This window comes from Pseudomonas sp. GW821-FHT10C09, assembly GCF_059415465.1.
Window position 1 is genome coordinate 127,773 of the sequence record NZ_JBWKNG010000003.1, and the last position, 23,249, is coordinate 151,021.

Consider the following 23,249-nt stretch of genomic DNA (forward strand, 5'->3'; position numbering starts at 1 on the left):
ATGGGCTTTTCCGGCACCTGGCATTTTGAGTTGCCTTTATGTCGTTTCAGGCCGTCCGCCCCAAGATCCTGGGTTTTATCAGCGAAGATGTGTCGGCCTGGCTGGTCGCGCTGCTGGTATTGCTCATGGGCGGCGTGCTCACCGGGTTACTGGCCTGGTCGACCGTCAATGTGTTTCACCATCAACTCAAGCAACGCTTCCAACTGCTGGCCAGTGAGCGTTACAGCCGCATTGAAGAACGTTTCGAGGACCAGGAGCAGCGCCTCGACGGTCTGCGCCGGTTCTTCGCCAATTCCGATTCGGTCTCCCGCGAGGAGTTCGACGGTTACACCAAACCCCTGTTGCACCGAACCCAGGCCTATTCCTTCGCGGCCCGAGTGACCCGTGCCGAGCGTGCGGCATTCGAGCAAAAGGTGCGGGACGAGGGCTTCAGCAATTTCACCCTTCGTGAACTCGACGGCAACGGTCAGCTGCACTTGGCCGCCGAGCGTGATGAATACGTGGCGGTGCTGTACAGCCAGACGCAAAGTCGACTGGGCTCGCCGCTGGGTTACGACTTGCTGGCCCAGCCGATGCGCCGCGCTACCCTCGCGCGGGCGGACAAACTGGGCACCATGGCGGTGTCACAGCCGATGCATCTGGTCAGCATCGAACCGGCCTATGCGCGTGGCGTACTGTTGGTGGCCCCGGTGATGTCGCGTAACCCACCCAGCGCTGCGCAGGTAAAACCCTTCGGTTATGTCATGGCGGTGATCAGCATGCGCCAGTTACTGGCCGATGGATTGCCGGACGCCAACTACGACTATCTTTCGGTGCGTATTCTCGACTTGTCGATCGACGATCAGCACGAAGTGCTCTACGAATCCTTGAACCCGCCGGCGGCCAGTGATTTGTCCGCGAGCCGGCTGTTGCGATTGGCCGATCACGATTACCAGGTCGACATCACGCCGAGCGAAGCCTTTATACAAGCCAACCATTCCTCGGTGACGACCCTGATGGTGCTGGGCGGTTTGCTCAGTCTGCTGCTCAGCGCGTTGCTGTATGTGCTGGTCAGCCAGCGCCAACGCGCACTGAAAATGGTGGAGCAGCGGACCGAGGAACTGCGTGCCCGTGAGCAAGAGCTGCGCGGCACCCACGGCCAGTTGCGCGGCGTACTGAATGCGGCGACTCAGGTGGCGATCATCGCCACCGACCTGCGCGGTGTCATCAGCACGTTCAACGCCGGCGCCGAGCAGATGTTGGGTTACGCCAGCGTTGAGGTCGTGGGGCACATGACCCTGGAAAACCTGCACCTCCCCCGGGAGCTGGTGGCACGGGCCGCGGAGTTGAGTGCGCGGTATGGAAAACCGATTCCGACCTGTCAGGCGATGCTGGTCGAAGGGGGCGAGGAGGGCGGTAGCGAGGCGCGGGAGTGGACGCTGGTGCGCAGCGATGGCAGCCATTTGGCGGTGAACATGCTCGCCACCCCGGTGCTCGATGAGCAGGGGTTGTGGGTCGGTCACTTGGCGATCTGCATCGACATTACCGAACGCAAGCGCGTGCACGAGGCACTGGCGGCACGGGACCTGTTGTTGAAGAAACTCAGCGCCCATGTGCCCGGTGGCATCTACCAATTCAAGATGGAATTCGACGGCCGCTTCAGTGTGATCTATGCCAGCGACGGTATTCGCGAGATCTACGAACTGGAACCGGACGTGCTGCTGCTCAACGCCGAAGCGATCTTCACGCGCATCCATCCACAGGACACGACCCGGGTCCGTGCCTCGATCCGCGCCTCGGCGGACACCCTCAGCCCGTGGCGCGAGGAATACCGCGTGCAGCTGCCCATGCGCGGTCTGCGCTGGGTTCGCGGTGAGGCAACGCCCGAAGAACTGCCCGGTGGCGGCGTGCTCTGGCATGGCTACATTTCCGACATCTCTGACCTGAAACGAGTGGAAGAGGAACTGCGCGCGCTGTCGATCACCGACTCGCTGACCGGGATCCACAACCGCCGCTATTTCCAGGAGCGCCTGACCACCGAAATGGCGAGGGTCCAGCGTGGCGTGGGCGAGTTGTCGGTGATCATGCTCGACATCGACCACTTCAAACGCATCAATGACCAGCATGGCCACGCCGTGGGGGATCGAGTGCTGCAGGCGGTGTGCGAGCGCATCGGTCATCGGCTGCGGCGCACGGACGTGTTCTGTCGCCTCGGCGGTGAAGAATTCATGGTGCTCTGCCCGGACACTGACCGCGAGCAGGCGCACGTGCTGGCCATGCAATTGTGGCAAGGGCTGCGCAGTTCGCCGATCGACAGCGTGGGGTTCGTTACCGCGAGTTTCGGGATTGCCAGTTGGCGCGTCGGGGAAGGCGCGGATGCGCTGTTGCTGCGGGCGGATTCGGGGGTGTATGCGGCGAAGCAGGCGGGACGTGATCGGGTCGAGGCGCAGAAAGCCTGAGGCCTGACACGGCCCCCTGTGGGAGCGAGCCTGCTCGCGAAAACGGTGTGTCATTCAGCTTATTAGTTGACTGATACAGCGCATTCGCGAGCAGGCTCGCTCCCACAGTTGATCTACGGTGAACTGTAAACCGGGTCAGAGCACCGAAGCGGTATCTGGCAGTTTCGGTTGGCGATACAGGTCCAGCAGCACTTGATCGAGTACCGACGACGCGCCAAACGGTGCCTTGTCGTTGAGGATCGCCACCACGGCCCACGTGTTGCCATTGACGTCGCGGCTGAAGCCGGAGATCGCGCGTACGGTGTTCAGGGTGCCGGTCTTGACGTGGGCTTCGCCGCGCATCGCGGTGGTCTTCAGACGTTTGCGCATGGTGCCGTCGGTGCCGGCAATCGGCATCGAACTGATGAACTCGGCGGCATACGGGCTGTGCCACGCGGCTTGCAGCATCGCCGCCATTTCACGGGCGCTGACGCGTTCGGCGCGGGACAGGCCGGAACCGTTCTCCATCACCAGGTGCGGCGCGGTAATGCCTTTCTTCGCCAGCCACTGACGTACTACGCGCTGGGCAGCCTTGGCATCATCACCATCGGCATCGGTACGGAATTTCTGGCCCAGGCTCAGGAACAGCTGCTGAGCCATGGTGTTGTTACTGTATTTGTTGATGTCGCGGATAATTTCCGCCAGGTCCGGCGAATAGGCCCGGGCCAGCAATTTTGCGCTGCTCGGGGTCGGGGCCAGCACATCCTTGCCCTGGATGCTGCCGCCCAGCTCTTTCCAGATGGCCCGCACGGCGCCGGCGGTGTAGGTCGCGTGGTCAAGCAGCGACAGGTACGTCTGCGAGCTGCAGCCATCGCCCAACTGGCCGCCGACCGTCACGGTCACGCTGCCATCGGGCTGGGTCACCGGGTTGTAGCGCACGCCGCCGGTGCATTGCTTGGAGTTGACAGCCTTGACCTGGTTTTCGATGCGGATGCTGGCAATCGGCGGTTCCACCGACACCAACACCCGGCCATTGTCGTTGCGCGCCACAAAGCGCAGGGCCTTGAGGTTGACCATCAGCGAGTCGGGCTTGACCAGGAACGGCTTGTTCTCGTCATTGCCATCGTCATTGAACTCGGGCAACTGCGGCTGCGTGAAGAAACTGCGGTCCAGCACCAGGTCGCCGGTGATTTGCGTCACGCCGTTGGCGCGCAGGTCACGCATCAGTAGCCAGAGTTTCTCCATGTTCAGCTTGGGATCGCCGCCGCCCTTGAGGTAGAGGTTGCCATTGAGGATGCCGCCGCTGAGGGTGCCGTCGGTGTAGAACTCGGTTTTCCATTGGTGGTTCGGGCCGAGCATTTCCAGCGCGGCATAGGTGGTGACCAGCTTCATGGTCGAGGCCGGGTTGACCGAAACGTCAGCGTTGAAAATGGTCGGTGTGCCCGGGCCGGTGAGCGGGATCATCACCAGCGACAGGGCGCTGTCCTGCAGCTTGCTGGCCTTGAGGGCCTTTTCGACGTTGGGTGTAAGCGCAGTATTGATCGGAGCGGCGGAAACGGAGAGGGCCAGTGGAAGAATGAAACTGGCCAGCAACAATGGACGCAAAGATTTGATCATGTGTAATAAAACCCTACAGCCGAGGGGGAAAAAAAGACGAGGGCATGGCGATAAAATCCCTCAGTGGTCATGAAAGTGTCGGCATTATGCCCCAAGGCTTGAAAGCGTGTGCCGTGCCATGGCCTTCAAATCTGCTATTTTTTTTACCGACGGTCAGCGATGCGCCCCAGAGAGTCGGGCAATTAGCGGCTTAAACTGCTAAAGTGCCGCCCGTTATTACTTTTGAGGATTGTTCCAATGGCGACTAACCGTTCCCAGCGTCTGCGCAAAAAACTGTGCGTCGATGAATTTCAAGAGCTGGGTTTCGAACTGAACCTGGATTTCAAAGAAGATTTGGCTGATGAAGCCATTGATGCTTTCCTCGACGCGTTCCTGAAAGAAGCCATGGAAGCCAACGGTCTGGGTTATGTTGGCGGCGACGACTTCGGTCTGGTTTGCCTGCAGAAGCGTGGCTCGGTGTCCGAAGAGCAGCGCGCTGCTGTTGAAGCCTGGCTCAAAGGCCGCAGCGAACTGACCGAAGCAACCGTCAGCCCGCTGATCGACGTCTGGTACCCGGAAAAGCCGATCAATCCGGTAGCTTGATGTCTTAGCTTTTTGTCTTGAAAAAAGCGGCGACCCAAGGGTCGCCGTTTTTTTATGCGCAGAATTCAGCTTTTACGCCAATTCAGAATCACCAGCGTCAACACCCCCGCGACAATCCCCCAGAACGCCGAACCGATGGAAAGCAACGTCAATCCCGACGCCGTGACCATAAAGGTGATCAGCGCCGCTTCCCGTTCCTTCACCTCGTTCATGGCAATGCTCAAGCCATTGATGATCGAGCCAAACAGCGCCAGCGCCGCAATCGACAGCACCAGCTCTTTAGGCAACGCGGCAAACAACGCCGCCAATGTCGCGCCGAACACCCCGGCAATCCCGTAGAAAATCCCGCACCAGACCGCTGCCGTGTAGCGCTTGTTGCGATCTTCATGGGCATGCGGCCCGGTACAGATCGCTGCGCTGATGGCCGCCAGGTTGATGCCGTGGGAGCCGAAAGGGGCCAGCAGCAACGAGGCGATGCCGGTGGTGGTGATCAACGGTGAGGCCGGCACGGTGTAACCGTCGGCGCGCAGCACGGCGATGCCCGGCATGTTCTGCGAGGTCATGGCTACCACGAACAGCGGAATGCCGATGCTGATGGTCGCGGCCAGCGAGAAGTGCGGCGTGGTCCAGACCGGCGTCGCCACTTCCAGATGAAAGCCACTGAAATCCAGCAACCCCATGAATCCTGACAGCGCCGTGCCGATCAACAGCGCAGCCAGCACGGCATAACGCGGTGACAAGCGCTTGATTACCAGATAGGTGAAGAACATGCCCAGCACCAGCCCGGTGCGATGCTGCGCGGCGACGAAAATCTCGCTGCCGATCTTGAACAGAATCCCTGCCAGCAACGCGGCGGCCAGGGAGGCTGGAATCTTTTTCACCAGCCGTTCAAAGCTGCCGGTCAACCCGCAAATCGTCACCAGCACTGCGCAGGTGATGTAGGCGCCGATGGCTTCGCCATAACTGACACCGCCGAGGCTGGTGATCAGCAGCGCCGCGCCGGGGGTCGACCAGGCGATGGTGATCGGCGTGCGATATCGCAATGACAGACCGATCGAACACACCGCCATGCCAATCGAGATCGCCCAGATCCACGATGAAATCTGCCCACTGGTCAGGCCCGCCGCTTGTCCGGCCTGGAACATCAGGACTAGGGAGCTGGTGTAACCGGTCATCATCGCGATGAAACCGGCGACGATGGCCGAAGGGGAAGTGTCAGCCAGTGGGCGAAGCTGCGTGTGCGTGGCGTCGTTCATGACAGCGGTGTTCCTTTTATAAAGATGTCCGAAGCGCCGCTGAACCCTGTGGGAGCGGGCTTGTGTTCGAGCGGCAGATTCTGCGTTCAAGCCTAAACTCAAACGTAAGGGATCGTTGCGATACAGCGGAAGCGACAAACAGCCGTACAGTCGTGTTGCCACCCTCCATTGTGTACAATCGCGGTGTTTTTTACGCGATACTTGCCAGCGACCCACTGTGCCGTATTACAGTCACCGTCAATTCGCCGCAGTTCTCCCGACTCGAGTGCCCATGAACGAACAGTTGCAGCCCCTAAAAAAACAACCGCGAGCAGGCAAAGCCGGCCGCAGCGGCACCCAGGACGATATTGTCTACGCGCATATCTTCGAGGCCATCCTCGAACAGCGCCTGGCGCCTGGCACCAAGTTGAGCGAAGAAGCGCTGGGGGAAATTTTCGGGGTCAGCCGCACCATCATCCGCCGCGCACTCTCGCGACTGGCCCATGAAGGCGTCGTGCTGCTGCGTCCGAACCGTGGCGCAGTCGTCGCCAGCCCGAGCGTCGAAGAGGCCCGCCAGGTGTTCCTCGCGCGCCGTCTGGTGGAACGAGCGATCACTGAACTGGCCGTGCAGCACGCCACCGCCGAAGATCTCGCCGAATTACGACAAATGGTCAACGACGAACGTGACAGCTTCTCGCGCGGTGATCGCGGTGCCGGCATCCGTCTATCCGGTGAGTTTCACCTGAAGTTGGCAGAGGCGGCGAAGAACGCGCCGTTAATCAGCTTCCAGCGCAGCCTGGTGTCGCAGACGTCGTTGATCATTGCCCAGTATGAAAGTGGCAACCGTTCGCACTGTTCCTACGACGAACACACCCAGTTGATCGACGCCATCGAAGCGCGCAACGGTGAGCTGGCGGTGAATTTGATGATGCATCACATGGACCACATCGACAGCAAACTCAACCTCGACGAAGAAAGTGCGTCGGATGATTTGCATGCGGTGTTCTCGCATTTGTTGCAGACCAAGAAGCCTGGGCGTTCTGCTGCGAAACTCTGAAACACCGAGGCGCGCCCTTCGCGAGCAAGCCCGCTCCCACATTGAATCTATGTCGTACACAAATAGTGTGTTCACTGGAGATCTAATGTGGGAGCGGGCTTGCTCGCGAAGGCGGCCTCAACGGCAATAAAAATCCCCCGGACTGAAAAGTGCGGGGGATTTTTTATGCCCGGAAAATCTTAACGCTGATGCACCTGATTCCCCGCCGCATACGTCTGCAGAACAGTCCGGTCATCCCCTAGCGTCATCAACACAAACAACGTCTCGGCAATGTTATTGGCCTGCTTCAAACGATAGCTCAGCAATGGCGTGGCGTTGTAATCCAGCACCAGGAAGTCGGCATCGGTGCCCGGTTTCAACGTGCCGATCTTGTCCTCAAGACGCAGCGCGCGAGCACCGCCGAGTGTGGCCAGGTACAGCGATTTGAACGGACTCAGACGCGCACCTTGCAGCTGCATGACTTTGTACGCTTCGTTCAACGTTTGCAGGATCGAGAAACTGGTGCCACCGCCAACGTCCGTGCCCACGCCGACATTCAGTTTGTGCTTCTCGGCCATCGGCAGGTTGAACAAACCGCTGCCGAGGAAGAAGTTCGACGTCGGGCAGAAGGCGATGGCCGAGCCGGTTTCCGCCAGCCGCGCGCACTCGTCGTCGCACAGGTGCACGCCGTGGGCAAACACCGAGCGCTCACCCAGCAGTTGGTAGTGGTCGTAGACGTCCAGATAGCCTTTGCGCTCCGGGAACAGCTCCTTGACCCATTCGACTTCCTTCAGGTTTTCGCTGATGTGCGTCTGCATGTACAGATCAGGGAATTCGCTGAGCAACTGGCCGGCGAGGGTCAGTTGTTCCGGGGTGCTGGTCGGGGCGAAACGCGGGGTGACCGCGTAGTGCAAGCGGCCCTTGCCGTGCCAGCGCTCGATCAGCGCCTTGCTTTCGACGTAGCTGGATTCGGCGGTGTCGGTCAGGTAGTCCGGCGCGTTGCGGTCCATCATCACCTTGCCGGCGATCATCCGCAGGTCGAGCTGTTCGGCGGCCTCGAAGAACGAGTTCACCGATTGCGGATGCACGCTGCCGAACACCAGCGCAGTGGTGGTGCCGTTGCGCAGCAATTCCTTGATGAAAATGTCCGCGACTTCGTCGGCGTGCCCCTTGTCAGCGAACTGGCTTTCACACGGGAAGGTGTAGGTGTTGAGCCAATCCAGCAGTTGCTCGCCGTAGGCGCCGACCATGCCGGTTTGCGGCAAGTGAATGTGGGTGTCGATGAAGCCGGGGGTAATCAGTGCGTCCTGATAATGGGTGATCTCGATGTCGGCCGGGAGGGTCGGCAGCAAGTCGCTGGCGTGACCGAGCGCGCTGATCTGGCCGTTGTCGACCACCAGCAAGCCGTCTTCGAAATACTCGTACGAGGCTTCAATACCGACTTCGGCTGGGTCGGCAATGCTGTGCAGAATGGCGGCGCGGTAAGCTTTGCGAGTCAAAGGCATGAGGGTTCTCAATGGGAGGCTTGGCTGCGGCGTGAAGCAGGCAGCAGTTTGGCAATCGATGATCCGGCGCTGGCGGTCTGCTGGCCGAAATTCGCGTTATAGGTGGCGATGATTTCGCCGGCGATGGAGATGGCGATTTCCACAGGCAACTTGCCTTTGACTTCGCCGATGCCCATCGGGCAGCGCATGCGTTGCACGACGCTGTTGTCGAATCCGCGGTCGCGCAGGCGGTGTTCGAACTTCACCCGTTTGGTCTTCGAGCCGATCAGGCCGAAGTAGGCGAAGTCGTTGCGCTTGAGGATCGCAGCGGTGAGTTCGAGGTCGAGCTGGTGATTGTGGGTCATGACGATGCAGTAACTGCCGGCGGGCAGGTCGTCGATTTCGTCCACCGGTTCTTCGCTGACAATCTTGCGCACGCCGTGAGGGATCTGTTCAGGAAATTCGTCATCTCGCGAATCGATCCAGCGCACCCGGCAGGGCAGGCTGGCGAGCAGCGGCACCAATGCGCGGCCGACATGACCGGCGCCGAACACGGCTATCTGCGCCTGGACCTGGCCCATCGGTTCGAACAGCAACACCGTCGCACCACCGCAGCACTGGCCGAGGCTGGCGCCGAGGCTGAAGCGCTCCAGGTGCGTGTCCTGTTTGCCGCTGGCGAGCATGTCGCGGGCGATCTGCATGGCCTTGTATTCCAGATGCCCGCCACCGACGGTGTCGAAGGTCTGGGTGGCGCTGATGACCATCTTCGAGCCGGCATTGCGCGGCGTCGAGCCGAGCTCTTCGATGATGGTCACCAACACGCAGGGTTCACCCTGGGATTGCAGGTCGGCGAGGGCGTCGATCCAGTTGTACATGTTTCACCTCGACATCTCTGTTGTCTGTTCGGGCCTCTTCGCGAGCAGGCTCGCTCCCACATTTGGAATGCATTTCCCTGTGGGAGCGAGCCTGCTCGCGAAGGCCGCGCCTCGGTCTAGAGCGAAGCCAGTTCGGTTTCAGCTTCCACGGCTTTCACCGCCTTCAACTGGCGCATCTGCTCACACCCCCACAACACCCGCTCCGGGGTCGCCGGCGCATCGATTTTCGGTTGATGCTTGTAGTCGCCAAGACTCGCCACGGCGTCCTTGATCGCACACCACGACGCAATGCCCAGCATGAACGGCGGCTCACCCACGGCCTTGGAATGGAACACCGTGTCTTCCGGATTCTTGCGGTTTTCCACCAGCTTCACCCGCAGGTCCAGCGGCATGTCCGCCACCGCCGGAATCTTGTAGCTGGCCGGGCCGTTGGTCATCAGTTTGCCCTTGTTGTTCCACACCAGTTCTTCCATGGTCAGCCACCCCATGCCCTGGATGAAACCACCCTCGACCTGGCCGATGTCGATGGCCGGGTTCAGCGAGGCGCCAACGTCGTGGAGGATGTCGGTGCGCAGCATTTTGTACTCGCCGGTCAGGGTGTCGACGATCACCTCGCAGCACGCCGCGCCAAAGGCGTAATAGTAGAACGGCCGGCCGCGCGCCTGGCTGCGGTCGTAGAAGATTTTCGGGGTCTTGTAGAAGCCCGTGCTCGACAGCGACACTTGCGCGAAATACGCCTGCTGGATCAGCGCTTCGAACGTCAGGATGTGATCGCGAACCCGCACGTGACCGTTGTGGAATTCGACGTCTTCTTCGCTGACCTTGTAGTGCCGCGCGGCGAATTCGACCAGACGCTGCTTGATGATTTCCGCTGCGTTCTGCGCCGCTTTACCGTTGAGGTCAGCACCGCTGGATGCAGCGGTCGGCGAGGTGTTTGGCACCTTGTCGGTGTTGGTCGCGGTGATCTGCACGCGGTCCATTTCCACCTGGAACACTTCGGCCACGACCTGCGCGACTTTGGTGTTCAAGCCCTGGCCCATTTCGGTGCCGCCATGGTTCAAGTGGATGCTGCCGTCGGTGTAGACGTGGATCAGCGCGCCGGCCTGGTTGAGGAAACTTGCGGTGAAGGAAATACCGAATTTCACCGGGGTCAGCGCCAGGCCTTTTTTCAGGATCGGGCTGTTGGCGTTGTAGCGACGAATCGCTTCGCGACGCTCGGCGTACTGGCTGCTTTCTTCCAGTTCAGCGGTCATTTCTTCGAGCATGTTGTGCTCGACGGTCTGGTAGTAATGCGTGACGTTGCGCTCGGTCTTGCCGTAGTAGTTGGCCTTGCGTACGGCCAATGGATCGAGGGCCAGATGACGGGCAATCGCGTCCATCACTTCTTCGATGGCGACCATGCCTTGCGGGCCGCCGAAACCACGATACGCGGTGTTCGACGCGGTGTTGGTCTTGCAGCGGTGACCGTTGATGGTCGCGTCGCCCAGGTAGTACGAGTTGTCGGCGTGGAACATCGCACGGTCGACAATCGAGGCTGACAGGTCCGGCGAGCAACCGCAGTTGCCGGCCAGTTCCAGGGCGATGCCGTGCAGGCGGCCGGTGCTGTCGAAGCCGACGTCGTACTCGACGTAGAACGGGTGACGCTTGCCGGTCATCAGCATGTCTTCGACGCGCGGCAGGCGCATCTTGGTCGGCTGGCCGGTGAGGTGCGCGATCACGGCGCACAAACAGGCCGGGCTCGCGGCTTGCGTTTCCTTGCCGCCGAAACCGCCGCCCATGCGGCGCATATCGACCACGATTTTGTTCATCGACACATCAAGCACTTCGGCGACAAGCTTCTGCACTTCGGTCGGGTTCTGCGTCGAGCAGTAGACGATCATGCCGCCGTCTTCCGTCGGCATCACCGAAGAGATCTGGGTTTCGAGGTAGAAGTGTTCCTGGCCGCCGATGTGCAGCGTGCCCTGGATGCGATGCTCGGCAGTCGCCAAGGCATTGGCCGAATCGCCGCGCTGGTGAGTGTGGCTGTCGAGCACGAAGTGGCGTTTGCGCAGGGCTTCGACCACGTCCAGCACCGGCTCGAGATCTTCGTATTCGATGATCGCGGCCATGGCGGCCTTGCGCGCGGTTTCGAGGTCTTTCGCCGCCACGGCGAGTACCGGCTGACCGACGAACTGCACGTCATCAATCGCCAGCAACGGGTCGCCCGGCAACAGTGGCCCGATGTCTTTCAGGCCCGGCACATCTTCATGGGTGATGGCAATGCGCACGCCTTCGAAGGCGTAGCAGGGCTTGGTGTCGATGCTGATGATTTTCGCGTGGGCGCGGTCCGACAGGCGTGCGTAAACGTGCAGCTGGTTTGGAAATTCCAGGCGGTCGTCGATGTACTGCGCTTCACCGGACACATGCTTGGCGGCGCTGTCGTGCTTGACGCTGCGGCCGACACCGGTGGTCAGGTCCTTGGCGAACAGTTCAGCCAGTTCGGCTTGGGTCTTCTCTACAGCGTGATGATTAGACATAAGCGGTCACCCGAGTCTCGATGTGCGGTGTTTGCAGTTCGATGAAGTATTTGCGCAGCAGGTTTTGCGCGCTGAGCAGGCGGTATTCCTTGCTGGCGCGGAAGTCCGACAGCGGGGTGAAATCTTCGGCCAGTGCGGCGCAGGCGCGTTCGACGGTGGCGTTGTTGAACGGCGCCCCGAGCAATGTTTTTTCGCAGGCGCTGGCACGTTTCGGGATGGCTGCCATACCGCCAAAGGCGACACGGGCATCGGCGATCACACCGTTTTCCAGACGGATCTGGAACGCGGCGCACACAGCGGAAATATCATCGTCCAGACGTTTGGACACCTTGTAGGCGCGGAACAGTTGTTCGGCGCTGGCACGCGGCACGATGATCTTCTCGATGAACTCACTTTCCTGACGCGCGGTGACCCGGTAATCGATGAAGTAATCTTCCAGGGCCATAGTGCGGCGGGTTTCGCCTTTGCACAGGACGATTTGTGCGCCCAGGGCGATCAGCAGGGGCGGCGAGTCACCGATGGGCGAGGCGTTGCCGATGTTGCCGCCGAGGGTGCCTTGGTTGCGGATCTGCAGCGAGGCAAAACGTTGCAGCAATTCACCGAAGTCCGGGTACTCGGCTTTCAACGCTTCGTAGCAGTCGGAGAGGGCGGTGGCGGCGCCGATTTCCAGGCGGTCGTCGAAACGCTCGATGCGCTTCATCTCGGCCACGTTGCCGACGTAAATCATCACCGGCAAGGTGCGGTGGAATTGCGTGACTTCCAGCGCCAGGTCCGTACCGCCGGCCAGCAGGCGCGCCTGTGGATAAGCGTCGTAGAGGTCGGCCAGGTCGGCGACGGTCAGCGGCACCAGGCAACGTTTGTCGCCACTGTTGAGTTCGCCGATGGACGTCGGGGCAATCGCTTTCAGGCGCGCGATAGTGTCGGCTTCACGCGCATCGAACTGGTCCGGTTGCTTGCCGCAGCAGGACTGTTCGGCGGCTTGCAGGATCGGCCGATAGCCGGTGCAACGGCACAGATTGCCGGCCAGCGCTTCGTGAGCCTTGTGAGAATCCGGTGCATCGCTGTTCTTTTGCAGGGCGAACAGCGACATGACGAAGCCGGGGGTGCAGAAGCCGCATTGCGAACCATGGCACTCGACCATGGCTTTCTGCACGCTGTGCAGTTCGCCCTGGTGCTTGAGGTCTTCAACGCTGATCAGTTGTTTGCCGTGCAACGACGACACGAACGTCAGGCACGAGTTGAGGCTGCGATAGCGAATGTGTTCGCGGCCATCGTCATCCGTTTGCAGCTCGCCGACCACCACGGTGCAGGCGCCGCAGTCACCGCTGGCGCAGCCTTCTTTGGTGCCGGGTTTGCCCACATGGTCGCGCAGATAATTGAGCACGGTCAGGTTTGGGTCCAGGGCGTGCTCGCTACGGAGTTCCTGGTTAAGTAAAAACTGGATCACGGAAGGCCTCGCAGACTCATTATTGTTGTTAACCGACTTGAACCGAATTTAGCAGGTCTGACTTTTCGGTCAATGATTTTCTGACTTAAAGGTCAGGAAATTGCATTTTGTCGGCAAACACCTCATTGCTTCAGTATTGACCCTCACGAACACACCTGCTTTTTTTGCTTGAATCGTGCCAAAACCGCCGAGTGGGCCCTGCGCCATGACCTATCAAGTGGGTTACACTGCGCCGCTTGTGCAGATCGAAGAGTTTGAAGGACAACCATGACGTTCAAGGCGCCGGACAGCCTCGCCGAGCAAATCGCTCACCACCTCGCCGAACGCATCATTCGCGGCGAAATGAAGCCCGGGGAGCGCATTCAGGAACAGAAGGTCACGCTGGCACTCAATGTCAGCCGCGGCTCGGTCCGTGAAGCCTTGCTGATTCTTGAGCGTCGCCACTTGATCGCGATCCTGCCGCGACGGGGCGCCCATGTCACCGAACTCACGGCGCACAAGGTCCAGAGCCTGTGCACGCTGATGAGCGAGCTGTACATCCTGCTCGGTAACGCCGTGGCCAACGGCTGGAAAGTCCAGGCCGACATGGCGCCGTTCGTGCAGATCCAGCAACGCCTGGCCGCCAGCTACGAGCGTCAGGACATTCGTACCTTCGTCGACGACAGCTTCAATGTGATGCGCGCCGCGTACCCGTTCGCCAACAACCCGTACTTGCAGGAAACCGTCGAGAATCTGCAGCCGGCCATGAGCCGCGCGTATTTCCTCGCCCTGGACCAGCGCAAGGCGTCGATGAGCGAATTCCTCGAACTGTTCGAGCGCCTGCTCGCTGCCGTGCTGGCCCGTGACTTTCCGCAGATCCGCGAAGTGCTGACGGCGTATGCCCAGCGCAGCGCCGATCTGGTGGTTTCTGCCCTGACGGACGCTTAAGCGTGCGGCTCAAGTGCATCAAGCTGGCGGGGTTCAAGTCCTTCGTCGATCCGACCACGGTGAACTTCCCCAGCAACATGGCGGCAGTGGTCGGGCCCAATGGTTGCGGCAAGTCGAACATCATCGACGCCGTGCGTTGGGTGATGGGCGAAAGCTCGGCCAAGAACTTGCGCGGCGAGTCGATGACCGACGTCATCTTCAACGGTTCTACCAGCCGTAAACCGGTGAGTCAGGCCAGCATCGAGCTGGTGTTCGATAACTCCGACGGCACGCTGCTTGGCGAATACGCAGCCTATGCGGAAATCTCGATTCGCCGCAAAGTGACCCGCGACAGCCAGACCACTTATTACCTCAACGGCACCAAATGCCGGCGTCGCGACATCACCGATATTTTCCTCGGCACCGGCCTCGGCCCGCGCAGCTACTCGATCATCGAGCAGGGGATGATCTCCAAGCTGATCGAATCCAAGCCCGAAGACCTGCGCAACTTTATTGAAGAAGCAGCAGGCATCTCCAAGTACAAGGAGCGCCGGCGCGAGACTGAAAACCGTATCCGCCGCACCCACGAAAACCTCGCGCGCCTGACCGACCTGCGTGAAGAGCTTGAGCGTCAACTTGAGCGCTTGCACCGTCAGGCTGAAGCCGCGAAGAAGTATCAGGAATACAAAGGCGAAGAGCGCCAGCTCAAGGCTCAATTGTCGGCCCTGCGCTGGCAGGCGTTGAACGAACAGGTCGGTCAGCGCGAAGCGGTGATCGGCAACCAGGAAGTCACCTTCGAAGCACTGGTCGCCGAGCAACGCAACGCCGACGCCGCCATCGAACGCTTCCGGGACGGGCACCATGACCTGTCGGAGCGCTTCAATCTGGTGCAAGGACGCTTCTATTCGGTCGGCGGCGACATCGCCCGGGTCGAGCAGAGCATCCAGCACGGCCAGCAGCGTCTGCGTCAGTTGCAGGACGACCTGAAAGAAGCCGAGCGCGCACGCCTGGAAACCGAATCGCACCTGGGCCACGACCGCACGCTATTGCTGACCCTCGGCGAAGAGCTCGACATGCTCACGCCGGAACAGGAAGTCACCAGCGCCGCCGCCGAAGAAGCCGCCGCTGCGCTGGAAGAATCCGAAACCACCATGCACGGCTGGCAGGAGCAGTGGGACACGTTCAACCTGACCGCCGCCGAGCCGCGTCGCCAATCCGAAGTGCAGCAGTCACGCATCCAGCAGCTGGAAACCAGCATGGAGCGTCTGGCCGACCGTCAGAAGCGCCTCGGCGAAGAACGCGCGTTGCTCTCGGCGGACCCGGAAGACGCGGCGATTATGGAACTCAGCGAGCAGTTGGCCGCCAGTGAAGCCACGCTTGAAGATTTGCAGGCCAGCGAAGAAGCCCAGGTCGAGCGCCTTGAGCAACTGCGTCAGGAATTGCAGCTCGCGTTGCACAATCAGCAGCAGGCGCAAGGCGATTTGCAGCGCCTCAACGGTCGTCTCGCCTCACTTGAAGCCTTGCAGCAGGCCGCGCTCGATCCGGGCACCGGCACCGCCGAATGGTTGCGTGAGCAGCATCTGACGGATCGCCCGCGTCTGGCCGAAGGCCTGAAGGTGGAAGCAGGTTGGGAGCTGGCGGTGGAAACCGTGCTCGGCGCCGATCTGCAAGCGGTGCTGGTGGACGACTTCGGCGACTTCGATCTGGCCGGTTTCGCCCAAGGTGATCTGCGCTTGCTCAGCCCGGCCAGTGATGGCGTGCGCGTGCCGGGTAGTTTGCTCGACAAGGTCGAGGCGCAGATCGATCTGTCGCCGTGGCTGGGGCAGGTCAAGCCGGTCGACAGCCTTGAACAGGCGCTGGCGTTGCGCAGTCAATTGACCGCGGGGCAGAGCCTGATCAGCCGTGATGGTTATTGGGTCGGTCGGCACTTTTTACGTGTGCGACGGGCCAGCGAAGCCGAAAGCGGTGTACTGGCGCGCGGTCAGGAAATCCAGCGGTTGACCGAGGAGCGCGAAGAGCGCGAAGCCACGGTCGAAACCCTGGAAACCCAACTGCAAAATCTCAGGGCGCAGCAGCGTCAGCAGGAAAACGGTCGCGAACATTTGCGCCGTCTGCTGCAAGACGAAGCGCGCCAGCAAGGTGAATTGAAAGCTCAACTGTCCGCCGGCAAAGCCAAGGCCGAACAGCTGACGCTGCGTCGTACGCGCCTCGATGAAGAACTCACGGAACTGAGCGAACAGCGCGCGCTGGAACACGAAAACATCGGCGAAGCGCGCCTGCAATTGCAGGAAGCCCTCGACGCCATGGCGCTCGACACCGAGCAGCGTGAATTGCTGCTGGCCCAGCGCGACAGCTTGCGCGAGCGCCTCGATCGAGTGCGCCAGGAAGCCCGGCAGCACAAGGATCACGCGCATCAATTGGCGGTGCGTCTCGGTTCGCTCAAGGCACAACACGACTCGACACGTCAGGCGCTGGAACGGCTGGAAATGCAGTCCGAGCGCCTGACCGAAAAACGCGAACAGCTCAGCCTCAATCTGGAGGAGGGTGAGGCGCCGCTGGAAGAGTTGCGGCTGAAGCTTGAAGAGCTGCTCGACAAGCGCATGACCGTCGACGAAGAACTCAAGACCGCGCAGATCGCCCTGGAAGACGCTGACCGTGAACTGCGTGATGCGGAAAAACGGCGTAACCAGGCCGAGCAGCAGTCGCAGTTGATTCGCGGCCAGATGGAAACCCAGCGCATGGAATGGCAAGCCCTGACCGTGCGCCGCAAGACCCTCGAAGATCAATTGCTGGAAGACGGCTACGACCTGCACGGCGTGCTTGCCACGCTGACAGCCGAGGCCAGCGAGAAGGACGCCGAAGAAGAACTCGAACGCATTGCCGCGCGCATCCAGCGTCTCGGTGCGATCAACCTCGCGGCCATCGACGAATACCAGCAACAATCCGAGCGTAAACGTTATCTGGATGCGCAGAACGATGATCTGGTGGAAGCGCTGGACACACTCGAGAACGTGATTCGCAAGATCGACAAGGAAACCCGCAACCGCTTCAAAGATACCTTTGATCAGATCAATGGCGGTTTACAGGCGCTTTTCCCAAAAGTTTTCGGTGGAGGACGCGCGTATTTGGAACTGACGGGCGAAGATCTACTCGATACAGGGGTAACGATCATGGCGCAGCCGCCAGGGAAGAAGAACAGCACCATCCATTTGCTCTCCGGTGGCGAAAAAGCCCTGACTGCATTGGCGCTGGTTTTTGCGATCTTCAAGTTGAACCCGGCGCCGTTCTGCATGCTCGATGAAGTTGACGCGCCACTGGATGACGCTAACGTTGGACGCTACGCACGGCTGGTCAAGGAAATGTCGCAGACGGTGCAGTTCATCTATATCACCCACAACAAGATCGCCATGGAAATGGCCGATCAACTGATGGGGGTGACGATGCACGAGCCGGGCTGCTCGCGTCTTGTAGCGGTGGATGTCGAAGAGGCGATGGCGATGGTGGATGCCTGAGTCGGCGTCTGTAGGGCAGGTATTACGAGGCTGTAGGATGTTTTTACCGGGCCTGACTTGCTGGCCAATCGACATATTCGCTAAAGCCATGGTGACAGACGGTGTAAAGTTGCCTTTGGTCGTGCTAGTTTAATGTCAATTTTTCGTATACGTGGGCAAAACGCCTGTCAGAACATAGAGTTGGCGCCACGTTTTAAAGCGGTTTACGAGTTGTAAACCCCTTATTTTTCAGCATTTTTTATAGAGGCACGGGATTACATGGAAATCGGTCTGCGCGAGTGGCTGATCGTCATCGGCATTATTGTCATTGCCGGTATTCTTTTTGATGGCTGGCGCCGTATGCGCGGCGGCAAGGGAAAACTGAAATTCCGTCTTGACCGAAGTTTGTCCAATCTGCCAGATGAGGACACCAGCGCCGAGCTGTTGGGCCCGCCCCGTGTGCTGGACACACATAAAGAACCGCAACTGGACGAGCACGATCTGCCGTCGGTGAGCATGCCTGCCCGTGAGCCGCGTGAATCGGGTTCCAAGCGCGGCAAGCGTGGCCATGGCGAACCGTCGCAAGGCGACATGAACCTCAGCCTCGATCTGGATGGCGGCCCGAGCTTCAGCAGCCGTGACGACGATTTCCCGGATGACACCAAAGCTTCGCCAGTGGTCACTGAAAAAGATCAGCCACAAGCGGAAGAAGTGCTGGTGATCAGCGTGATCTGCCGCGACGCCGCCGGTTTCAAAGGCCCGGCGCTGTTGCAGAACATTCTGGAAAGCGGTCTGCGTTTCGGCGAGATGGACATTTTCCACCGTCACGAAAGCATGGCCGGTAATGGCGAAGTCCTGTTCTCCATGGCCAATGCGGTCAAGCCGGGCATTTTTGATCTGGACGACATCGACCACTTCAGCACCCCGGCCGTGAGCTTCTTCCTCGGTCTGCCTGGCCCGCGTCATCCCAAGCAAGCCTTCGACGTGATGGTGGCTGCGGCGCGCAAACTGTCCCAGGAGCTGAACGGCGAACTGAAAGACGACCAGCGCAGCGTGCTGACCGCCCAGACGATTGAGCATTACCGTCAGCGCATCGTCGAGTTCGAACGCCGCGCGTTGACCCAGAAGCGTTGATTCAAAAGTTGAAGCGGGCTCTTGTGGCGAGGGAGCTTGCTCCCGCTGGGCTGCGAAGCGGCCCTTATTCCGATACACCGCATGCGCTGATTTTACGACGGCTTCGCCGCCGACCGGGAGCAAGCTCCCTCGCCACAGTGTCCATAGCTTTAAGCTACTGTATTTAAGAATTGAGCAGCCTCGGCTGCTCTTTTGCTTTATGAGAGAACACCCATGACCGCCGCCAAAAACCGCATTCTAGAGCTGCGCGCTGAGCTGGATCAGCACAACTATCGCTATCACGTGCTGGACGAGCCGAGTATTCCGGATGCCGAATACGATCGCTTGTTCCACGAGCTCAAGGCCCTTGAAGCGGCTAATCCGGAACTGATCACCAGCGACTCGCCGACCCAGCGCGTCGGTAGCGCGGCGTTGTCGGCGTTCACTCAGGTACGTCATGAAGTGCCGATGCTCAGCCTCGGCAACGCCTTCGAAGAAACCGACATGCGCGAGTTCGATCGCCGGGTGACGGAAGGCCTGGACTTGCCGGTCGGTGATCTGTTCGGTGGCGGTGCGGCGGTGGAATACAGCTGCGAACCCAAACTCGATGGCCTGGCGGTCAGCTTGCTGTATCAAGACGGCGTACTGGTACGCGGCGCGACGCGTGGCGACGGCACCACCGGCGAAGACATCAGCGTCAACGTGCGCACCGTGCGCAACATCCCGCTCAAACTGCACGGCACGGGCTGGCCGGCGACCCTGGAAGTGCGCGGCGAAGTGTTCATGTCCAAGGCCGGTTTCGAGCGGCTCAACGCCAGCCAGCTGGAAGTCGGCGGCAAAACCTTTGCCAACCCACGTAACGCGGCGGCCGGGAGCCTGCGACAGCTGGATTCGAAAATCACCGCCAACCGCCCGCTGGAATTCTGCTGCTACGGCATCGGCCAGATTTCCGCCGATATTGCCGACACGCACATTGGTAATCTCAAGCAGCTCCAGGTGTGGGGCATGCCGATCAGCCATGAGCTGAAACTGGCGCACGGTATCGACGAGTGCCTGGATTACTACCGCGACATCGGTGAGCGCCGTAACGGGCTGGCGTATGAAATCGACGGCGTGGTGTTCAAGGTCAACAGCATCGCCTCTCAGCGTGAGCTGGGTTTCCGCGCTCGCGAACCGCGCTGGGCGATCGCGCACAAATTCCCGGCCATGGAAGAACTCACCGAGTTGCTCGACGTCGAGTTCCAGGTCGGTCGCACCGGCGCCGTCACGCCGGTGGCGCGCTTGAAACCGGTCAAGGTGGCCGGTGTCACCGTGGCCAACGCGACGTTGCACAACATGGATGAGGTCGCGCGTCTGGGTCTGATGATTGGCGACACGGTGATCATCCGCCGCGCGGGTGATGTGATTCCGCAAGTGGTGCAAGTGGTGCTCGAGCGACGTCCGGACAATGCCCGGCCGGTTCACATTCCCGAGCAGTGCCCGGTGTGCGGTTCGCAGGTCGAGCGCACGCAACTGGTCAAGCGCAGCAAGGGCCGCGAGACCGTCAGCGAGGGCGCGGTGTACCGCTGCGTCGGTCGTCTGGCCTGCGGTGCACAGCTCAAGCAGGCGATCATTCACTTCGTTTCCCGCCGTGCGATGGACATCGAAGGCCTGGGGGACAAGAGCGTCGAGCAACTGGTCGACGAAGGCCTGGTGAGCTCGCCGGCCGATCTGTATGCGCTGAAGTTCGACGACATTGTCGATCTGGAAGGCTTTGCCGAGGTATCGAGCAACAAGTTGCTCAGCGCCATCGAGGACAGCAAAAAGCCAAGCCTGGCACGGTTTATCTACGCCCTCGGGATTCCTGATGTCGGCGAAGAGACGGCCAAGGTGCTGGCGCGTTCTCTGGGGTCGCTGGAGCGAGTTCAGCAGGCATTGCCACACGTGCTCACGTACTTGCCGGACGTCGGCCTGGAAGTGGCTCACGAGATCCACAGCTTCTTTGAAGATGCGCATAACCAGCAAGTGATTCAGGACCTGCTCAAGCACGGCCTGCAGATTCAGGATCAGGGCGAGCTGGGTGCGGAGTTCGCGGCCAGCACCACGCTCGGTGGATTTCTCGACAAGCTGCACATTCCTTCAGTCGGACCGGGTGGGGCGCAGAAGCTCGCGGATCGGTTTGGTTCGTTGGAAGGGGTGATGAGCGCCGACTGGCTGGACATGCGCCAGGCGCTGCCGGAGAAGCAGGCCAATTCGGTTCGCGAGTTTTTTGCGGTCGAGGACAATCGCCAGCTCGCTGAGACTGCCGAGCAGCAGTTGCGTGATTTCGGCATGCACTGGCAGAGCGAGAAGAAGGTCGTCGAAGGGCTGCCGCTGGCCGGGCAGACCTGGGTGCTGACCGGTTCGCTGGAGTTGATGAGCCGCGATGTTGCCAAGGACAAGCTTGAAAGCCTGGGGGCCAAGGTAGCGGGCTCGGTGTCGGCCAAGACCCATTGCGTGGTGGCAGGGCCGGGAGCGGGTTCCAAGTTGGCCAAGGCCAACGAGCTGGGATTGAAGGTGCTCGATGAAGAAGCGTTCGTCGAGTTCCTGAAACAGCACGGCATCCCGATCTGACACAAAACCTGTGGCGAGGGAGCTTGTCGGATCGCCGCATCGTCCCGCTGGAGCACGAAGCGGTCCCCATGATGCTAGCGCCTGCTGCGCAGGCGAGCGGGACGGTGCGGTGATCCGACAAGCTCACTCGCCACACTTGTGATTCAAAACCCGGAACGATCTGTGCGTGGCAATGATCTAGTCTTGGCAAGCCCCAGGGAGAGATCGCCATGTACCGCTTCTTCGAACAGCTCAGCTCGCGCATCGCCGCGCCCTTCATGGGCGACAGCTCGCGCAACAGCAAGGTCTGGCAGTGTCGCTGCGGGCAATCGCTGTTCTTTCGCAACAGCCAGTGCCTGGCCTGTTCGGCGGCGCTGGGCTACCAGCCTGAACAGAGTCGCTTGTCTTCGCTGCAACCGGGTGCGCAGATCGACACCTGGCGGCTCGACGCCGACCCGCAAGCCGGTGTGTTCCGCCGCTGCGCCAATCTCGATTCCCCGGCTGCGTGCAACTGGCTGCTCCCGGCCAATGATCACGATGCGCTCTGCATCGCCTGTAGCCTGAATCACACCATCCCTGACCTGTCGATTCCCGAAAACCACGAACGCTGGCGCAAGGTCGAAACGGCCAAGCGGCGTCTGGTCGCGCAGTTGGTCAGCCTCGGTTTGCAGGTGATACCCAAAACCGTCGATGAAGAAACCGGCCTGGCGTTTGACTTCATCGGTGTCGACCTCGAAGGCAAATCACCGACCACCGGTCACGCCAACGGCCTGATCACCCTCGATATCAAGGAAGCCGATGACGCCCACCGCGAGCAGGTCCGGGTGCAAATGCACGAGCCCTACCGCACGTTGCTCGGGCATTTTCGGCATGAGGTCGGGCACTATTACTGGGACCGGCTGATCGCCAACAGCCATTGGCTGGAACCGTTTCGCGGATTGTTCGGTGATGAGCGCGCCAGCTACGCAGAGGCGCTGGAGCGGCATTACCAGCACGGCGCGCCACGCGACTGGCAACAACAGTGCGTCAGCGCCTACGCAACCATGCACCCGTGGGAAGACTGGGCGGAAACCTGGGCGCATTACCTGCACATGATGGACGCGGTGGACACTGCTCTAGGCTTTGGTATGAGCGCGCGGGAAATGGATTTCGATTACCAGCCATTCCCGTCGAGCACGCTTTACGACCCGCAGCACCCCGGCGGTGTGGCGTTTCTGTCGTTCGTCAATGCGTGGATCGAGTTGGCGGGCATGCTCAATGAGCTGTCGCGCAGCATGGGCCAACCGGATTTCTACCCGTTCGTCCTGCCGCCGGCGGTGATCGCCAAGCTGCACTTCATTCACTTGGTGATCCAGCAAGAGGGCGGCAGGGCGGATGAGGTGCTGCAGGATCTCTAATGATCGCCAAAACGACGTCCGCCAATAGCGCGGGGATTCAAGGGGATTGCATGTCCTTGAAGCCGTTCATGTTTTTTAATCCGCCCCAACGGTTGTAACTTCGTCTCAGATAGGTACAATGGCGCGGCTCGCCGTCAGGTGAGCGTCGTTATGGTGACCCCATCGGTCCCCCCGCAACGATTACCCGTGAACCTGGTCAGAGCCGGAAGGCAGCAGCCACAGCGGGAACATTGTGTGCCGGGGTGTGGCTGGTGGGGTTGCCTCCATAACGCACCGCGAATCCTCTTTCGCGTTTTCTATCTGAAAATATTTTTGTCTCTCTGCCATGGATCATCTCCAGGGTGGTTTTTCGTCGTATGCGGTTTTCAGAACGACCATTTCACTTATGCACCGATATTCACTGCTACACGAAGGCTTGGACAAGGCCTGGTCAAGCTGCCAGCATTGCGCACCCTCGTCAGACTGGCGCGAGGTGTTCAAGTCAGATTGATCTGCAGTCTTGCAGGGCCATCAAATGCGCGTCCGGGATGACACGCCATTCTTCCGCTAGCGACAGCGAGCC

The 23,249-nt window shown here is 60.5% G+C and carries 14 protein-coding genes and 1 other RNA gene; 9 read left to right on the forward strand and 6 right to left on the reverse strand.

The window, feature by feature from the left end; genetic code table 11:
- Positions 1-38: 38 nt before the first annotated feature.
- Positions 39-2,438, forward strand: coding sequence for a sensor domain-containing diguanylate cyclase (locus tag AC07N8_RS03600; protein ID WP_493142160.1), 2,400 nt, complete (start codon positions 39-41; stop codon positions 2,436-2,438).
- Between the two features lie 135 nt (positions 2,439-2,573).
- On the opposite strand, the gene dacB is transcribed toward AC07N8_RS03600, so the two are convergent.
- Positions 2,574-4,034, reverse strand: a complete 1,461-nt coding sequence (gene dacB, locus AC07N8_RS03605) for a D-alanyl-D-alanine carboxypeptidase/D-alanyl-D-alanine endopeptidase (protein ID WP_483840267.1) — start codon at positions 4,032-4,034, stop codon at positions 2,574-2,576.
- 237 nt (positions 4,035-4,271) lie between these two features.
- Here dacB and AC07N8_RS03610 point away from each other — a divergent pair, with 237 nt between their 5' ends.
- Entirely contained in the window at positions 4,272-4,616 is a 345-nt protein-coding gene (locus tag AC07N8_RS03610) for a YggL family protein (RefSeq protein WP_007896965.1), read from the forward strand.
- A gap of 65 nt (positions 4,617-4,681) precedes the next feature.
- On the opposite strand, the gene AC07N8_RS03615 is transcribed toward AC07N8_RS03610, so the two are convergent.
- Positions 4,682-5,872: a benzoate/H(+) symporter BenE family transporter gene (locus tag AC07N8_RS03615; protein WP_493142158.1), complete on the reverse strand. Its 1,191-nt coding sequence runs from the start codon at positions 5,870-5,872 to the stop codon at positions 4,682-4,684.
- Between the two features lie 271 nt (positions 5,873-6,143).
- Here AC07N8_RS03615 and AC07N8_RS03620 point away from each other — a divergent pair, with 271 nt between their 5' ends.
- Positions 6,144-6,908: a GntR family transcriptional regulator gene (locus tag AC07N8_RS03620; RefSeq protein ID WP_123434268.1), complete on the forward strand. Its 765-nt coding sequence runs from the start codon at positions 6,144-6,146 to the stop codon at positions 6,906-6,908.
- 179 nt (positions 6,909-7,087) lie between these two features.
- Here AC07N8_RS03620 and guaD read toward each other — a convergent pair whose 3' ends face one another.
- From guaD to xdhA, 4 genes are all read right to left on the reverse strand, one after another.
- Complete coding sequence (guaD, locus tag AC07N8_RS03625) at positions 7,088-8,392, reverse strand: guanine deaminase (protein ID WP_483840265.1); 1,305 nt, start codon at positions 8,390-8,392, stop codon at positions 7,088-7,090.
- 8 nt (positions 8,393-8,400) lie between these two features.
- Complete coding sequence (xdhC, locus tag AC07N8_RS03630; protein ID WP_483840264.1) at positions 8,401-9,246, reverse strand: xanthine dehydrogenase accessory protein XdhC; 846 nt, start codon at positions 9,244-9,246, stop codon at positions 8,401-8,403.
- A gap of 116 nt (positions 9,247-9,362) precedes the next feature.
- A complete protein-coding gene (xdhB, locus tag AC07N8_RS03635) occupies positions 9,363-11,762 on the reverse strand; it encodes a xanthine dehydrogenase molybdopterin binding subunit (protein ID WP_483840263.1) in 2,400 nt (799 codons plus the stop codon).
- Positions 11,755-13,209 (reverse strand): xanthine dehydrogenase small subunit, encoded by a 1,455-nt coding sequence (gene xdhA / locus AC07N8_RS03640; RefSeq protein WP_483840262.1) that lies wholly within the window; start codon positions 13,207-13,209, stop codon positions 11,755-11,757. Before xdhA ends, xdhB begins: the two co-directional genes overlap by 8 nt.
- A gap of 267 nt (positions 13,210-13,476) precedes the next feature.
- Between xdhA and AC07N8_RS03645 the strand changes: the two genes are divergently transcribed.
- From AC07N8_RS03645 to ffs, 6 genes are all read left to right on the forward strand, one after another.
- Positions 13,477-14,136, forward strand: a complete 660-nt coding sequence (locus tag AC07N8_RS03645; protein WP_483840261.1) for a GntR family transcriptional regulator — start codon at positions 13,477-13,479, stop codon at positions 14,134-14,136.
- A gap of 2 nt (positions 14,137-14,138) precedes the next feature.
- The gene (smc, locus tag AC07N8_RS03650; RefSeq protein ID WP_493142155.1) at positions 14,139-17,627 is read left to right on the forward strand and encodes a chromosome segregation protein SMC; all 3,489 of its coding nucleotides are present in this window, start codon (positions 14,139-14,141) and stop codon (positions 17,625-17,627) included.
- Between the two features lie 258 nt (positions 17,628-17,885).
- Complete coding sequence (gene zipA, locus AC07N8_RS03655) at positions 17,886-18,740, forward strand: cell division protein ZipA (RefSeq protein WP_493142153.1); 855 nt, start codon at positions 17,886-17,888, stop codon at positions 18,738-18,740.
- Positions 18,741-18,953: 213 nt separating this feature from the next.
- The gene (gene ligA / locus AC07N8_RS03660; RefSeq protein WP_483840259.1) at positions 18,954-21,311 is read left to right on the forward strand and encodes an NAD-dependent DNA ligase LigA; all 2,358 of its coding nucleotides are present in this window, start codon (positions 18,954-18,956) and stop codon (positions 21,309-21,311) included.
- A gap of 209 nt (positions 21,312-21,520) precedes the next feature.
- Positions 21,521-22,687, forward strand: coding sequence for a zinc-binding metallopeptidase family protein (locus AC07N8_RS03665; RefSeq protein WP_493142151.1), 1,167 nt, complete (start codon positions 21,521-21,523; stop codon positions 22,685-22,687).
- 160 nt (positions 22,688-22,847) lie between these two features.
- An RNA gene (ffs, locus tag AC07N8_RS03670) (signal recognition particle sRNA small type) lies at positions 22,848-22,944 on the forward strand.
- Positions 22,945-23,249: the final 305 nt, after the last annotated feature.

Excerpts from the sequence above, each read along its gene's own strand:
- AC07N8_RS03600 (WP_493142160.1), top strand. The coding sequence starts at position 39 with ATGTCGTTTCAGGCCGTCCGCCCCAAGATCCTGGGTTTTATCAGCGAA.
- dacB (WP_483840267.1), bottom strand. The coding sequence starts at position 4,034 with ATGATCAAATCTTTGCGTCCATTGTTGCTGGCCAGTTTCATTCTTCCA.
- AC07N8_RS03610 (WP_007896965.1), top strand. The coding sequence starts at position 4,272 with ATGGCGACTAACCGTTCCCAGCGTCTGCGCAAAAAACTGTGCGTCGAT.
- AC07N8_RS03615 (WP_493142158.1), bottom strand. The coding sequence starts at position 5,872 with ATGAACGACGCCACGCACACGCAGCTTCGCCCACTGGCTGACACTTCC.
- AC07N8_RS03620 (WP_123434268.1), top strand. The coding sequence starts at position 6,144 with ATGAACGAACAGTTGCAGCCCCTAAAAAAACAACCGCGAGCAGGCAAA.
- guaD (WP_483840265.1), bottom strand. The coding sequence starts at position 8,392 with ATGCCTTTGACTCGCAAAGCTTACCGCGCCGCCATTCTGCACAGCATT.
- xdhC (WP_483840264.1), bottom strand. The coding sequence starts at position 9,246 with ATGTACAACTGGATCGACGCCCTCGCCGACCTGCAATCCCAGGGTGAA.
- xdhB (WP_483840263.1), bottom strand. The coding sequence starts at position 11,762 with ATGTCTAATCATCACGCTGTAGAGAAGACCCAAGCCGAACTGGCTGAA.
- AC07N8_RS03645 (WP_483840261.1), top strand. The coding sequence starts at position 13,477 with ATGACGTTCAAGGCGCCGGACAGCCTCGCCGAGCAAATCGCTCACCAC.
- zipA (WP_493142153.1), top strand. The coding sequence starts at position 17,886 with ATGGAAATCGGTCTGCGCGAGTGGCTGATCGTCATCGGCATTATTGTC.
- ligA (WP_483840259.1), top strand. The coding sequence starts at position 18,954 with ATGACCGCCGCCAAAAACCGCATTCTAGAGCTGCGCGCTGAGCTGGAT.
- AC07N8_RS03665 (WP_493142151.1), top strand. The coding sequence starts at position 21,521 with ATGTACCGCTTCTTCGAACAGCTCAGCTCGCGCATCGCCGCGCCCTTC.